13 protein-coding genes and 1 riboswitch are annotated in these 14023 nt (G+C 65.8%); all 13 genes read left to right on the top strand.

Translation table 11 applies throughout. The annotated features are described in order from the left end of the window. Window positions 1-14 precede the first annotated feature (14 nt). The 13 genes from P24_RS08250 to P24_RS08310 all read left to right on the top strand — a co-directional run bounded on the left by P24_RS08250 (window position 15) and on the right by P24_RS08310 (window position 13497). Window positions 15-575 (top strand): queuosine precursor transporter, encoded by a 561-nt coding sequence (locus tag P24_RS08250; protein ID WP_192813237.1) that lies wholly within the window; start codon window positions 15-17, stop codon window positions 573-575. Beyond that, entirely contained in the window at window positions 572-1600 is a 1029-nt protein-coding gene (queA, locus tag P24_RS08255; protein ID WP_008944251.1) for a tRNA preQ1(34) S-adenosylmethionine ribosyltransferase-isomerase QueA, read from the top strand. The genes P24_RS08250 and queA overlap by 4 nt, the downstream gene beginning before the upstream one ends. Further along, entirely contained in the window at window positions 1576-2724 is a 1149-nt protein-coding gene (gene tgt / locus P24_RS08260) for a tRNA guanosine(34) transglycosylase Tgt (protein ID WP_008944252.1), read from the top strand. Before queA ends, tgt begins: the two co-directional genes overlap by 25 nt. A gap of 169 nt (window positions 2725-2893) precedes the next feature. Further along, the gene (queF, locus tag P24_RS08265) at window positions 2894-3358 is read left to right on the top strand and encodes a preQ(1) synthase (RefSeq protein WP_008944253.1); all 465 of its coding nucleotides are present in this window, start codon (window positions 2894-2896) and stop codon (window positions 3356-3358) included. After that, window positions 3355-4470, top strand: coding sequence for a tRNA epoxyqueuosine(34) reductase QueG (gene queG / locus P24_RS08270; RefSeq protein WP_008944254.1), 1116 nt, complete (start codon window positions 3355-3357; stop codon window positions 4468-4470). The genes queF and queG overlap by 4 nt, the downstream gene beginning before the upstream one ends. A gap of 315 nt (window positions 4471-4785) precedes the next feature. Next, complete coding sequence (locus tag P24_RS08275) at window positions 4786-5313, top strand: OsmC family protein (RefSeq protein WP_008944255.1); 528 nt, start codon at window positions 4786-4788, stop codon at window positions 5311-5313. A 58-nt stretch (window positions 5314-5371) separates the two neighbouring features. Next, a riboswitch (SAM riboswitch) is annotated at window positions 5372-5450 on the top strand. A gap of 109 nt (window positions 5451-5559) precedes the next feature. Then, window positions 5560-6567 carry an aliphatic sulfonate ABC transporter substrate-binding protein gene (locus P24_RS08280; protein WP_008944256.1) on the top strand — a complete coding sequence of 336 codons (1008 nt, stop codon included), beginning with the start codon at window positions 5560-5562 and terminating at the stop codon, window positions 6565-6567. Then, window positions 6564-7439: an ABC transporter permease gene (locus tag P24_RS08285; protein WP_008944257.1), complete on the top strand. Its 876-nt coding sequence runs from the start codon at window positions 6564-6566 to the stop codon at window positions 7437-7439. The genes P24_RS08280 and P24_RS08285 overlap by 4 nt, the downstream gene beginning before the upstream one ends. Continuing rightward, on the top strand, window positions 7423-8148 hold the full coding sequence (locus tag P24_RS08290; protein WP_008944258.1) for an ABC transporter ATP-binding protein: 726 nt from the start codon (window positions 7423-7425) through the stop codon (window positions 8146-8148). The genes P24_RS08285 and P24_RS08290 overlap by 17 nt, the downstream gene beginning before the upstream one ends. A gap of 169 nt (window positions 8149-8317) precedes the next feature. Then, on the top strand, window positions 8318-9688 hold the full coding sequence (locus P24_RS08295) for a pyridoxal-phosphate dependent enzyme (RefSeq protein WP_008944259.1): 1371 nt from the start codon (window positions 8318-8320) through the stop codon (window positions 9686-9688). Window positions 9689-9691: 3 nt separating this feature from the next. Then, window positions 9692-10861 carry a trans-sulfuration enzyme family protein gene (locus P24_RS08300; protein ID WP_008944260.1) on the top strand — a complete coding sequence of 390 codons (1170 nt, stop codon included), beginning with the start codon at window positions 9692-9694 and terminating at the stop codon, window positions 10859-10861. Between the two features lie 438 nt (window positions 10862-11299). Then, the gene (locus tag P24_RS08305) at window positions 11300-12211 is read left to right on the top strand and encodes a DMT family transporter (protein WP_008944261.1); all 912 of its coding nucleotides are present in this window, start codon (window positions 11300-11302) and stop codon (window positions 12209-12211) included. Continuing rightward, the gene (locus tag P24_RS08310; protein ID WP_008944262.1) at window positions 12208-13497 is read left to right on the top strand and encodes an MFS transporter; all 1290 of its coding nucleotides are present in this window, start codon (window positions 12208-12210) and stop codon (window positions 13495-13497) included. Before P24_RS08305 ends, P24_RS08310 begins: the two co-directional genes overlap by 4 nt. The last annotated feature ends 526 nt before the right edge of the window (window positions 13498-14023 follow it).

A 14023-nucleotide genomic window follows, 5' to 3' on the forward strand; every position in this document is an offset into this window, starting at 1 on the left:
AAATGCTGATAGAGATGAACCCCGCCACCAATATCGACCGGAGCGTACTGCGCGGCATGCTGATCGCCGTCGCGGCGATGATCGTGCTGGTCAGCGCATCGAACTATCTGGTGCAGTTTCCGCTCAGCGACTGGCTGACCTGGGGCGCGATCACCTATCCGGCGACCTTCCTGGTGACCGACCTCACCAACCGTGCCTATGGGCCAAGGCGGGCGCGTCAGGTGGTCTATATCGGCTTCGCGCTGGCGGTGATCTGCTCGCTGTGGCTGGCGACGCCGCGCATCGCGCTGGCCTCGGGCAGCGCCTTCCTGGTGGCGCAGCTGCTGGACGTCCATGTGTTCGACCGGCTGCGCGGCGGACGCTGGTGGCAGGCGCCGCTGGCCAGCTCCTCCATCGGCTCGGCAGTCGATACCGCTTTGTTCTTCACGCTGGCCTTCGCCGGCACCGCCGTTCCCTTCGTCACGCTGGCGCTGGGCGATTTCGCGGTGAAGCTGGCGCTGGCCCTGCTCTTCCTCTCCCCCTTCCGCCTGCTGATGGCGGTGGTGCGGCCGATGGGGACCGCGCGCCCCTCGTGAAGGTCGATCTCTTCGATTTCCACCTGCCACCGGAGCGGATCGCCCAGATGCCGGCCGAGCCGCGCGATTCGGCGCGGCTGCTGGATATCCGCCCGGACCGGCTCGGCGATTGCGGTGTTCTGGACCTGCCGGCCCTGCTGAACCCCGGCGACCTGCTGGTGTTCAACGATACCCGCGTGATCCCGGCCCGGCTGCATGGGTATCGCGGCGAGGTCGCGGTCGAGGTGCTGCTGCACAAGGCGGAAGCCGACGGCACATGGCTGGCCTTCGCCCGGCCCGGCAAGCGGCTGAAAACCGGCCAGACGATCCGCTTCGCCGAGGATTTCGCCGCCGACATCCTGGAAAAGCGCGAGGGTGGCGAGCTGCGGCTGGCCTTCGCCGGCGCCGCCGACCTGCTGGAGGCGCTGAAGCGCCACGGCTCCATGCCGCTGCCGCCCTATATCCGCGGCGGCAAGGCGGAAGCAGCGGATGCCGAACGCTACCAGACCATCTATGCCCGCGAGGAAGGTGCGGTCGCCGCGCCCACCGCCGGGCTGCACTTCACCGACCGGCTGATGGCGGCGCTGGCCGAACGCGGCATCGGCACCGCCTTCCTGACGCTGCATGTCGGCGCCGGCACCTTCCTGCCGGTGAAGGCCGACGATACGGAAGACCACCGGATGCATGCCGAATGGGGCAGCATCGACCCCGAGACCGCCGCGCGCATCACCGAGACGAAGCGCCAGGGCGGCCGCGTGGTCGCGGTCGGCACCACCTCGCTGCGCCTGCTGGAAAGCGCGGCACGGGAGGATGGCACCGTCCCGGCCTTTTCCGGCGACACCGATATCTTCATCACGCCCGGCTACCGCTTCAAGGCGGTCGATCTGCTGATGACCAATTTCCACCTGCCGCGCTCCACCCTGTTCATGCTGGTCTCGGCCTTTGCCGGGCTGGAGCGCATGCAATCTGCCTACAGCCATGCGATAGAGGCCGGCTATCGCTTTTACTCCTACGGTGACGCATGTCTGCTGCATCCCAGCCGGTAGAGTTCGGCTTCCAGCTCCTCGGCACCGATGGCGCGGCCCGGCGCGGCCGGGTGACGACCGCGCACGGCACCATCGAGACGCCCGCCTTCATGCCGGTCGGCACCGCCGCGACGGTGAAGGCGATGCGCCCGGAATCGGTGGCCGAGACAGGCGCGGAAATCCTGCTGGGCAACACCTATCATCTGATGCTGCGGCCGGGAGCGGAACGCGTCGCGGCGCTGGGCGGCCTGCACAAATTCATGAACTGGCCGAAGCCTATCCTCACCGATTCCGGCGGCTTTCAGGTCATGTCGCTGGCGGGCCTGCGCAAGATCGAGGAGAAGGGCGTCACCTTCCGCTCCCACATCGACGGGTCGGTGCATTTCCTGTCGCCGGAGCGCTCGGTCGAGATCCAGCATCTGCTGGATTCCAACATCACCATGGTGCTGGACGAATGCACCCCGCATCCGGCGACGCATGAACAGGCGCTGTCCTCCATGGAGCTGTCGATGCGCTGGGCGCAGCGTTCCAAGGACGGCTTCAAGAAGCGCCCCGGCTATGGGCTGTTCGGCATCGTGCAGGGCAGCGTCTATCCCGATCTGCGGAAGCGTTCGGCGGAAGCGCTCGCATCCATCGGCTTCGATGGCTATGCGGTGGGCGGCCTCGCGGTCGGCGAGGGCCAGGAGATCATGTTCCGGGTGCTGGAGGAGACGGTGCCGCATCTGCCCGCCGACCGGCCGCACTATCTGATGGGTGTGGGCAAGCCGGCGGACATCGTCGGCGCGGTGCAGCGCGGCATCGACATGTTCGACTGCGTGCTGCCGACCCGCTCCGGCCGCACCGCGCAGGCCTTCACCGCGCGCGGCACGGTGAACCTGCGCAATGCCCGGCATCAGGACGATCCAAGGCCGCTGGAGGAAGGCTGCCCCTGCCCGGCCTGTACCTCCTGCAGCCGCGCCTATCTGCATCATCTGGTCCGGTCGGAGGAAATTCTCGGGCTGATGCTGCTGACCTGGCACAATCTGGCCTATTATCAGCGGCTGATGGCGGGCCTGCGCGCCGCCATAGAGGCCGGATCGCTGGAGGATTTTGTGGCCGGCTTCCATGAGACACAGGCCGGCGGGGATATCCCGGCGCTGGGATAGGGTTGCGGCTTGAGGCTAATACTTTGATTCGTCACCCTCGGGCTTGACCCGAGGGTCCAGCGGTCCGTGCAGTTCGCTCGGTCAATGGATGGTCGGATCAAGTCCGACCATGACGAAAGAGAAACTTCATTTTCTCAGGCGCGAAGGACCGATTGAGGGGATATACCGAATGACCGACAGCATCTATAGCGGCCTGACGCAGCTGGGACAGGCGACCGGCCTGCCGGACAGCCCGGAGAAGGCGGTGCTGGAGACGGTGCCGAACCCGCAGGGGGACGTGCGCTACATGGTGCGCTTCGTGGCCCCGGAATTCACCTCGCTCTGCCCGCTGACCGGCCAGCCGGACTTCGCCCATCTGGTCATCGACTATGTGCCGAAGGACCGACTGGTGGAGAGCAAGTCGCTGAAGCTGTTCCTGGGCTCCTTCCGCAATCACGGCGCCTTCCACGAGGATTGCACCGTTTCCATCGCGCGCCGGCTGGTGGAGGTCATGCAGCCGGAATGGCTGCGCATCGGCGGCTACTGGTATCCGCGTGGCGGCATCCCGATCGACGTGTTCTACCAGACCGGCCCCGCGCCAGAGGGCGTGTGGATTCCCGATCAGGGTGTCCCCCCCTATCGCGGCCGGGGATGACCGAAGACCTGAAATCCCGCATCCGCGAGCAGGCGCTGGCGCTGGGCTTCGACGCCGTCGGCTTTGCTCCGGCGCAGCTCAGCAATCAGGTGCGGCAATGGCTGGCCGATTTCCTGGCCGAGGGCCGGCATGGCGATATGGGCTGGATGGTAGAGAAGGCCGACCGGCGCGGCGACCCGCAGGTGCTGTGGCCAGAGGCGCGCAGCATCGTCGTGCTGGGCATGAATTACGGTCCGGGCCGCGACCCGCTGGCGATCCTCGACCACCCGACGCGCGCCGGTATCTCCGTCTATGCCCAGGGGCGCGACTACCACGATCATGTGAAGAACCGGCTGAAGGCGCTGGCGCGCTGGATGGCGGAGGAAATCGACAGCGGCGTGAAGGTATTCGTCGATACCGCACCGGTCATGGAAAAGCCGCTGGGCCAGCAGGCAGGCCTCGGTTGGCAGGGCAAGCACACCAACCTTGTGTCGCGCGGTTTCGGCTCCTGGCTGTTCCTCGGCGAGGTCTATTCGACTCTGGACCTGGCCCCCGACACCTCCGAGATCGACCATTGCGGCAGTTGCACAAGCTGCCTTTCCGCCTGCCCGACCGACGCCTTCCCGGCGCCCTACCAGCTCGATGCGCGGCGCTGCATCTCCTATCTGACCATCGAGCATAAGGGCGTCATCGCGCGGGAATTCCGCGAGCCGATGGGCAACCGCATCTATGGCTGCGACGATTGCCTCGCCGTCTGCCCCTGGAACAAGTACGCAAAGCCGACCGGCCATGACGCCTTCCTGCCGCGCGCCGAGCTGATGGCCCCGCGCCTGGCCGACCTCGCGCAGCTCGACGATGCCGGCTTCCGCCAGCTCTTCTCCGGCTCGCCGGTGAAGCGCATCGGCCGCGACCGCTTCGTGCGCAATGTACTGATCGCGATTGGCAACAGCGGGTCACAAACGCTTGTACCAATTACGGAAAGCCTGCTTTCAGACAGCTCCCCGCTGGTGCGCGGCATGGCGGTCTGGGCGCTGTCCCGCCTGCTCGATGCCGACCGGTTCGCGGCGTTGCGCGACCGGCATCTGCCAACCGAAACGGATGAAGACGTCAGGGCGGAGTGGCTGGAAGGATAATCTCGTTCACCGCCAACCGTCATTCCCGGGCTTGTCCCGGGAATCCAGGGTTCAGCCTACTCGGGCGAGCATCCAGCAAGCGGAAGCCTGGCCCCCCGCAATAAATGCGGGGGTGACGGTCTGAGGAAACCGGAGCGAAGAAAGAAACCTGTCAGCGCCCCGTTGACTCCTCATCCTCCCGCCCCTATCTTCCCGGTCAGCGCCGATTTGAGCATCAGCTTGCGGGCGCTTTACAAATGCAGCTAAAGCGTCGGCCCCGATCCGCCCAGCTTTGGCTGCGGCGGATTTTTTTTGACGAGCATGCGGAGACGGATCATGGACGCGACCACCCTGAAGGCCCTGCAGGCGCCGCTGAAGGCGCAGTACAAGGACCAGCCGGACGCCGCGAAGATCACCCTGAAGGCCGACGGCAGGCTGGGCGAGGAAGCCATCACCTGCTCCGTCGATACCGGGCGCGCGCTGGTCGAGGCCGGGCTGCATCCGGCGACCGGCGGCGACGGCCTGTCCGCCTGCTCCGGCGACATGCTGCTCCAGGCGCTGGTGGCCTGCGCCGGCGTCACGCTGAAGGCGGTCGCTACGGCGCTGGGCATCGAGATCCGCGAAGGCACGGTGAAGGCCGAGGGCGACCTGGACTTCCGCGGCACGCTGGCGGTGGACCGCGAGGCGCCGGTCGGCTTCACCGATATCCGCCTCTCCTTCGATATCGACACCGACGCGAACGAGGAGCAGCTGGCCAGCCTGTTCAAGCTGACCGAGCGCTATTGCGTGGTGTTCCAGACCCTGAACAACAAGCCGGTGCTGGCGGTCAGCCACACGGTGAACGGCAAGGCCAAGGCCGCCTAACAACAAAATTCAACTGTGCAATTTTTCTGATTGACGGCACAGAAACTGTAGATTATAAAGACGACATAGCGCCGATTTGAGGCTCAGCTTGCGGGGCGCTTTATAAATTCTGCTAAAGAGAGCGGGCAAATCCGCCCGGCTCTGGAGCCGAGGCGGATTTTTTTCGTCCCGGAGCTGGACCAGACGGACCCCACTCTTCCGAGCCTCCTTACCTGCGCCGCTAGCGCACACGCAAGGAGAGCAAGAATGACCATCAAGATCACCCGCCGCACCTTCAAGCTCGGCAGCATCGCCGCCGCAGCCCTCGCCGTGACCGTTGGAGCAGGCGCCGCCCAGGCCGCGCCGGAGCGCATCGGCCTCGACTACGCCTATTACAATCCGGTCAGCCTGCTGCTGAAGGACAAGGGCTGGGTCGAGGAGGAGTTCAAGAAGGACGGCATCGACGTCCGCTGGGTGCTGAGCCTGGGCTCCAACAAGGCGCTGGAATTCCTGAATGGCGGCTCCATCCAGTTCGGCTCCACCGCCGGCGGCGCAGCGCTGGTCGGCAAGGCCAACGGCAACCCGATCAAGGCGATCTACATCTATTCGCGGCCGGAATGGACGGCGCTGGTCACCGGCAAGGACAGCGGCATCAAGTCTGTCGCCGACCTGAAGGGCAAGCGCGTCGCCGTGACCCGCGGTACCGACCCGCATCTGTTCCTGCTGCAGGCGCTGAACCAGGCCGGCCTGACCGAGAAGGACATCAAGCCGGTGCTGCTGCAGCACCCCGATGGCGGGCGCGCGCTGGTCAGCGGTCAGGTCGATGCCTGGGCCGGCCTCGACCCGCACATGGCCAAGCATGAGCTGCAGGAGGGTGCCCGGCTGTTCCACCGCGACCCGGCGCTGAACACCTATGGCGTGCTGAATGTCCGTGAGGATTTCGCCACGGAGAATCCGGAAATCGTCGAGCGTCTGCTGGCCATCTATGAGCGCGCCCGCAAATATTCGCTGGAGAATCCGGACGAGCTGCGCGGCTACCTCGTGAAGGCCGCCAAGGTCGAGGACGAGATCGCCAGGAAGCAGCTGGGCGAGCGCACCGACCTCACCAACCCGGTAATCGGCGAGGAGCACCGCAAGGCGCTGACAGCTGCCGGCACCGTGCTGCGCGAGATCGGCGTGCTGAAAGCCGATACCGATGTGCCGGCGCTGGTGGCCGACCTGATCGACGACCAGTACATCCAGCGCGTCAACCGGCAGCAGGCGGCGCAGCGATGACCGCCGAGGTCTATGACCGCGACACCGCGAAGGCGGCGGCTCCCTCGGGGGCCGCTGCTTCTCCGCGCAAGCGCAACCCGCTGGCGGCACTGGCCGGCACCAAGGGGCTGATCGTTCCCCTGTTGCTGCTAGCCGGCTGGGCGGCGCTGTCCTGGACCGGCGTGTTCGCGCCCAATCTGGTGCCAAGCCCGGAAGCGGTGCTGGAAGAAATCTCCGCCCTGTGGGCCAGCGGCGAGCTGACCAGCCATATCGGCGTGACGCTGACCCGCGTGCTGTTCGGCTTCCTGGCCGGCACGGCGGCGGCCACGCTGCTGGGGGCCGTCACCGGTTATTCCCGCACCGCGCGGGAGCTGCTGGACCCCACCCTGCAGGCGCTGAAGGCGGTGCCCTCGCTGGCCTGGGTGCCGCTGTTCATCCTGTGGTTCGGCATCTTCGAGGCCTCCAAGGTGACGCTGATCGCGGTCGGCGTGTTCTTCCCGATCTATCTGAACCTGGTCGAGGGCATTCAGGGCGTTGACCGCAAGCTGGTGGAGGTGGCGAAGCTGAACCGCTTCAGCCGGCTGGATCTGGTGCGCCGGGTACTGCTGCCGGCCACCCTGCCCTCCTATGTGGTCGGCCTGCGCGCCGGTCTGGCGCTGGGCTGGATGTTCGTCATCGCGGCCGAGCTGATGGGGGCGAGCGAAGGCCTCGGCTATCTGATGGTCGATGGGCAGATGACCGGCCGCCCGGCGGTGATCGTCGCCAGCCTCATCCTGTTCGCCATCGCCGGCAAGCTGACCGACGCCGTGCTGGCCGGGGCCACCCGCCCGTTCCTCGCCTGGCAGGACGGTTTCGGCGACATGAAGGGAGCGACCCATGCTCGCAATCGATAGTCTCGCCAAGCATTTCCCGAACGGCGTCATCGCGCTGAACGATGTCGATCTGGCCATTGACCAGTCGGAGATCGTCAGCCTCGTCGGCACCTCGGGCTGCGGCAAGTCCACCCTGCTGCGCATCCTGTCGGGGCTGGAAAGCGCCAGCCACGGCCGCGTCGCCATCGATGGCGATCCGGTCAGCGGCCCGCATCCGGAAATCGGCATGGTGTTCCAGGAAGCACGGCTGATGCCCTGGCTGAGTGTGGCCGACAATGTGCGCTTCGCCCTGAATGGTGAGGAGAAGGCGAGCCAGGACCGCAAGATCGCCGCCGTTCTGGCGAAGGTCGGGCTGGCCGATTTCGCCGGGGCTTATCCGCGTCAGCTGTCCGGCGGTATGGCGCAGCGCGTGGCGATTGCCCGCGCGCTGGTGCGCCGGCCCTCCATCCTACTGCTGGACGAGCCGTTCAGCGCGCTGGACAGCTTCACCCGGCTGCAACTGCAGGATCATCTGCTGGAGCTGTGGCGCGAGGAGCGCTTCACCATGGTGTTCGTCACCCACGATGTCGAGGAAGCCGTCGCGCTCAGCGACCGCATCGTGGTGATGCGCGGCAATCCCGGCCATATCCACGCTGAATTCGCGCTCGACCTGCCACGCCCGCGCCGGCGCACGGACAGCGATTTCCAGCACTGGAAGGAAAAGATCGTCCAGGCGCTGGATCTGTCGTAACCCCTTTCCATCCTCCCGGGTCCTTTCCTGCCCCGGTCCGATGCCCCCGGTTTTCATGGAGGGTTCCCGGACCGGGGCTTCTTTTTTCCTTGACCGGATAAGGCCAGATACAATTTACAGTCATGTGTGAGTGATTTTTATAATTCACAAATAAATACAGGATTATTATATGCCCGCCCCGCAATCGGTCCTTGCGCTGATCGGCAACACGCCGATGGTCGAAGTCACCCGCCTGGATACCGGCCCCTGCCGGCTGTTCCTGAAGCTGGAGAGCCAGAACCCCGGCGGATCGATCAAGGACCGCATCGGCCTCTCCATGATCGAGGCGGCGGAGCGGGAGGGAAAGATCGCGCCCGGCAAGACCACGCTGATCGAGGCGACCGCCGGCAATACCGGCCTGGGGCTGGCACTGGTCGCGGCACAGAAGGGCTACAAGCTGCTGCTCATCATCCCGGACAAGATGAGCCAGGAGAAGATCAACCATCTGCGCGCGCTGGGGGCGGAGATCGTCATGACCCGCTCCGATGTCGGGCGCGGTCATCCGGCCTATTACCAGGACATGGCGGAGCGGTTGGAGAAGGAGATTCCCGGCGGCTTCTGGGTGAACCAGTTCGCCAACCCGGCCAACCCGCTGGCGCACGAGACCGGCACCGGTCCGGAAATCTGGGCGCAGATGGATGGCGACATGGATGCGATGGTCTGCGGCGTCGGCTCCGGCGGCACGCTGTCCGGGCTGGGACGCTACTTCAAGAAGACCGCACCCCATGTCGAGATGGTGCTGGCCGACCCCAAGGGCTCGATCCTGGCCGAGGCCAGCCGGTCGGGCCATATCGGCGAGGCCGGCTCCTGGCTGGTCGAGGGCATCGGCGAGGATTTCATTCCGCCAAACTGCGACCTCGACCTGGTCGGCAGCGCCATCACCATCGATGACCGGGAGGCCTTCGCCACGGTGCGCGAGTTGCTGATGAAGGAAGGCATCCTGGCCGGCACCTCTTCGGGCACGCTGATCGCCGCCGCCCTGCGCTACTGCCGCGCCCAGACCACGCCGAAGCGTGTCGTCACCTTCGTCTGCGACAGCGGCAACAAGTACCTCTCCAAGGCCTATAATGATTTCTGGCTGCAGGATCAGGGGCTGACCGCCCGCGAAAAGACCGGCGATCTGCGCGACCTGATCGCCCGGCAGGCGGTGCGCGGCGAGGTGATCAGCGTGGAGCCGGGCGACACGCTGCTGACCGCCTATGGCCGCATGCGGCTCTACGATATCTCGCAGCTGCCGGTGCTGGCCGATGGGCGCCTTGCCGGCATCCTCGACGAAAGCGACCTGCTGCTGGCGACGCACGACAACCCGGACGGCTTCCGGCGGCCGGTGTCGGGGGCCATGACCAGCCGGCTGGAAACCGTCGCGCCCACCGCGAAAATCGCCGACCTGATGCCGATCTTCCGCAAGGACCATGTCGCCATCGTGGTCGAAGGCGAGAAATTCCTCGGCCTCATCACCAAGGTCGATCTCATCAACCATCTCCGTCAATCGGTGGCCTGAACGATGACCCAGAACAAGACCAACCGCGCCGGCTTCGGCACGCGCGCCATCCATGCCGGCCAGGAGCCGGACCCGACAACCGGCGCCATCATGGTGCCGATCTACGCCACCTCGACCTATGTGCAGCAGAGCCCCGGCGTGCATAAGGGCTACGAATATTCGCGCAGCCAGAACCCGACGCGCATGGCGCTGGAAGCCTGCGTCGCCGATCTGGAAAATGGCGAGGCGGGATTCGCCTTCGCCTCCGGCCTTGCCGCCATGGGCACGGTGCTGGAGCTGCTGGACAGCGGCAGCCATGTCATCGCCATGGACGATCTCTATGGCGGCTCCTACCGGCTGTTCGAGAATGTGCGCAAGCGCTCGGCCGGGCTGGAATTCTCCTTCGTCGACCTGTCCGACCCGGCGGCGCTGGAAGCCGCAATCCGGCCGAACACCAAGATGGTCTGGGTCGAAAGCCCGACCAACCCGATGCTGCGGCTGGCGGATTTCCAGGCGATTGCCACCATGGCGAAGAAGCACGGCCTCATCGCGGTGGCCGACAACACCTTCGCCTCGCCCTATGTGCAGAAACCGCTGGATCACGGTTTCGACATCGTCATCCATTCGATGACCAAGTATCTGAATGGCCATTCCGACATGGTGGGCGGCGTCGCCGTAGTACGCGAGGGCAGCCCGCACCGCCAGCCTCTGGCCTATCTGCAGAACGCCATCGGCTCGGTTGCCGGACCATTCGACAGCTTCCTGGCACTGCGCGGGCTGAAGACGCTGCATCTGCGCATGGAGCGGCACTGCGCCAACGCGCTGGCCATCGCGCAATGGCTGGAGGCCCACCCGAAGATCGAGAAGGTGGTCTATCCCGGTCTTGCCAGCCATCCGCAGCACGAGTTGGCGAAGCGGCAGATGATCGGCGGCTTTGGCGGCATCGTCACCGCCGTCATCAAGGGCGGGCTCGACGAGAGCCGGCGCTTCCTGGAGCGCACCAAGCTGTTCGCCCTGGCCGAGAGCCTGGGCGGTGTTGAAAGCCTGATCGAGCATCCGGCGATCATGACGCATGCCTCGATCCCGCCGGACATCCGCGCTGAACTCGGCATTTCCGACGGGCTGGTGCGGCTCTCCGTCGGCGTCGAGGATCTGACCGACCTGCTCGCCGATCTGGAAAACGCGCTGGCTTAGGAAGGACGTCTTTCTCCACCCGTCACCCCCGCACTCGTTGCGGGGGTCCAGGTTTCCGCTTGCTGGATCATCTGTCGAGCGGGCTGAACCCTGGATTCCCGGCACAAGGCCGGGAATGACAGCCAGTGCGTAGTGGCGACAGACTATGGGGGTCCTGCCCCCTCACCCGGCTCGCTGGCGCTCACCACCCTCTCCCGCAAGGGGGAGAGAGTTTTAATCGCGTTCTCATTTTCTCTTTCCCTCTCCCCCGGAGGGAGAGGGTTACGAAGCCTTGTGAGCGAAGCGAACTAGGCGCAGCTGGGTGAGGGGGATTGGAGGGATACCTGTTCGCCCCCCTCTCCGCCCGGAACAGGGCAGGCGCGCGGAGATGATGGTTGCGCGCAAGGCAAAGCGGGTTCTTACTGAAAAAAACGCCCGCATTCTCAAGATTCAACGCCAATGCCGCCTTCTTCCACCAGCCGCACGCAAGCCGTCTGGGTCGCCCTGTCGCCGCTGCTCTTCACCTTCCTGTGGAGCACCGGCTTCGTCGGCGCGAAATTCGGCCTGCCCTATGCCGAGCCGCTGACCTACCTGCTGCTGCGCTTCCTGCTGGCGGCGGCGCTGCTGGTGCCGATTGCCCTGATGCTGAAGATCAGCTGGCCGAAACCGCATGAGATCAAGCATGTAGCCCTAGTCGGGCTGCTGGTGCAGGGCGTCTATCTGGGCGGCGTGTTCATCGCCATCCATCATGGCGTGCAGGCCGGCGTCGCGGCGCTGATCGTCAGCGCGCAGCCGATTCTGACGGCCGCCCTGGCCGGCCCGATGCTGGGCGAGAAGGTCACCCGCCGGCAATGGCTGGGCCTGTTGTTCGGCCTGGCCGGTGTCGCCGCCGTGATCGTGGAGAAGATCGACACCGCCAGCGCCAGCGCCGCCTGGGCAACGCTCTATACGGTCGCCAGCCTGCTCGGCATCACGCTGGGCACGCTGTACCAGAAGAAATACTGCCACGGGGTCGATGTGGTGGGCGGCAATTGCGTGCAGTTCATCACCGTCATCTTCGCCTTCGGGCTGTGTGCGCTGCTGTTCGAGACGAATGTGGTGCACTGGACCGGCGAGTTCGTCTTCGCCCTGGTCTGGCAGTCGGTCATCCTGTCCATCGGTGCCACCACCCTGCTCTATGTGCTCATCAAGCGCGGGGCGGCCTCGCAGGTCGCCAGCCTGTTCTACCTGGTGCCGCCCTTCACCGCGATCCTGGCCTGGCTGATGTTCGGCGAGACCTTCGGCATCTCCGCCATCATCGGCATGGTGCTGGTTGCCGTCGGCATTATCCTGATCCGCACCAATGGCAGCGGCAGGAGGCGCCCGGCATGAGCGACGTGCAGCAGCCCGGCGACCAACCGCGGCAGCCCTCCTCCCCGGAGACCCGCAAGCGCGCCTTCAAGCTGCTGTTCTTCAGCCTGACCTGCCTTGGCATGGGCCAGTCGCTGATGTTCGCCAACCTGCCGCCGATTGCCCGCGAGCTTGGATTCTCCGAGTTCCATGTCGGCGCGATCTTCATGGTCTCCGCCATCTTCTGGGTGTTCTGCGCGCCGATGCTGGGCCGCCGCAGCGACATCTGGGGCCGCCGTCCGGTCATTCTGGTCGGGCTGGTCGCCTATGCCGTCTCGACAGCCGCCTTCGGCTTCATCATCCAGATGGCGCTGTGGGGCTGGCTGACCGTCATTCCCGCCGTCGTGCTGCTGGTGCTGGCGCGCATTCTCTATGGCGCGCTGGGGGCCGGCACTATCGCCGCCGGCCAGGCCTACGTCGCCGACCGTACCAGCCGGGCGGAGCGCGTGCGCGCCGTCGCCGGCATGAATGCCGGCTTCAGCCTGGGCGTCACAATCGGCCCCGGCGTGGGGGCGGCGCTGGTGGTGTTCGGCCTGCTGATGCCGTTCTACGGCATCGCCCTGCTGGCGCTGGTCAGCGCCGTATCGCTCTATCTGATGCTGCCCGAGCAGACCCCGCCCAAGGGCCAGACGATGCGGCCCCGGCTCAGCCCGTTCGACCGGCGTGTGTGGCCCTTTCTGCTGGCCAGCATCATGATCACCACGGTGCAGGCGCTGACGATCCAGACCGCCGCCTTCTATTTCATGGATGTGCTGGGGCTGGCCGCCGCCGAGACGGTGCAGTATGTCGGCGTCGGGCTGATGGCATCCGCCATGGCCGCCGTGCTGGCGCAGCTTGCCATCATCCCGCGCCTGAACCCCTCGGCGCAGTTCCTGATGCGCATCGGCTGCGTCATTGGCATCGCCGCCTACACCATCTTCCTGCTGGCCGACAGCTATGGCCCGCTGGTGTTCGCGCTGGTCGTCTCCGGCCTCGCCTTCGGCCTCGCCCGCCCCGGCATCGCCGCCGCCGCCTCGCTGTCGGTCAGGCAGGACGAGCAGGGATCGGTGGCCGGTCTGGTCGGCGCGACGGGGGCGGCCGGGCATGTGATCTCGCCAATCTTCGCCATGCCGCTCTACAAGCTGGACCCCAGCCTGCCCTACCTCGCAGGCGTGATCCTGTTCGTGATGTTCGGCCTGATGGTCATGCTGAACGGTACCATCCGGCGCGCCGGCCGCAGCCTCGCCGAGGAGGGCCAGGGCGGCCCCGACAGCCCGACCAGCCTGTAGCAGGAAAGAAGTGCCCCGGCACTTAACGAGCGTATCTCAGTTTGAATTCCGGCTTCCCGAATGGAATGCGGTCCGCCCGGAAGCGAGCTGCCAACAACCACTTCGCGCCCTCATTTCGGCCGCTCGATTGACCCTTGAGACTTCCCGTAAGCCGACATTACTTATGAGGTAGCCAAGCGTCAGCCGATTACTTCGGCGTGTATATTCGAATCCCACGCGGTCCGCCAAATGCCGCCAACTGCCCTCTATAGCGCGATATTGCCGTCGGTCACCGTACTTGCACCAAGCGCCCCTGAGAACCGCCGATTCGACGCTATGGTCCGACTATCTGTGCTCAGCACCATCGACCGGCGCAGCGTTATTGTGGCCACCATGGCTTCTTTTGGTCATTCGCGTCCGGCTCACGCGCAGGCAGTGTCAAGCCCAAGGCGGAGGTAGCTCTAGGCCGCCGGCCTCGCACCGCGTCGCCGTCCGCCTTCCTCGCACGATGAGACGATTCTAGTCGCCTAGGCCAGCCTTTTGGACG

The sequence above is a fragment of the Oceanibaculum indicum P24 genome, from assembly GCF_000299935.1.
Classification (GTDB): Bacteria; Pseudomonadota; Alphaproteobacteria; order Oceanibaculales; family Oceanibaculaceae; genus Oceanibaculum; species Oceanibaculum indicum.

What these genes read in the sequence shown, in the direction of transcription:
- P24_RS08250 (WP_192813237.1), top strand. Translation starts at nt 15, where the DNA reads ATGAACCCCGCCACCAATATCGACCGGAGCGTACTGCGCGGCATGCTG.
- tgt (WP_008944252.1), top strand. Translation starts at nt 1,576, where the DNA reads ATGTCTGCTGCATCCCAGCCGGTAGAGTTCGGCTTCCAGCTCCTCGGC.
- queF (WP_008944253.1), top strand. Translation starts at nt 2,894, where the DNA reads ATGACCGACAGCATCTATAGCGGCCTGACGCAGCTGGGACAGGCGACC.
- queG (WP_008944254.1), top strand. Translation starts at nt 3,355, where the DNA reads ATGACCGAAGACCTGAAATCCCGCATCCGCGAGCAGGCGCTGGCGCTG.
- P24_RS08275 (WP_008944255.1), top strand. Translation starts at nt 4,786, where the DNA reads ATGGACGCGACCACCCTGAAGGCCCTGCAGGCGCCGCTGAAGGCGCAG.
- P24_RS08280 (WP_008944256.1), top strand. Translation starts at nt 5,560, where the DNA reads ATGACCATCAAGATCACCCGCCGCACCTTCAAGCTCGGCAGCATCGCC.
- P24_RS08285 (WP_008944257.1), top strand. Translation starts at nt 6,564, where the DNA reads ATGACCGCCGAGGTCTATGACCGCGACACCGCGAAGGCGGCGGCTCCC.
- P24_RS08290 (WP_008944258.1), top strand. Translation starts at nt 7,423, where the DNA reads ATGCTCGCAATCGATAGTCTCGCCAAGCATTTCCCGAACGGCGTCATC.
- P24_RS08295 (WP_008944259.1), top strand. Translation starts at nt 8,318, where the DNA reads ATGCCCGCCCCGCAATCGGTCCTTGCGCTGATCGGCAACACGCCGATG.
- P24_RS08300 (WP_008944260.1), top strand. Translation starts at nt 9,692, where the DNA reads ATGACCCAGAACAAGACCAACCGCGCCGGCTTCGGCACGCGCGCCATC.
- P24_RS08305 (WP_008944261.1), top strand. Translation starts at nt 11,300, where the DNA reads ATGCCGCCTTCTTCCACCAGCCGCACGCAAGCCGTCTGGGTCGCCCTG.
- P24_RS08310 (WP_008944262.1), top strand. Translation starts at nt 12,208, where the DNA reads ATGAGCGACGTGCAGCAGCCCGGCGACCAACCGCGGCAGCCCTCCTCC.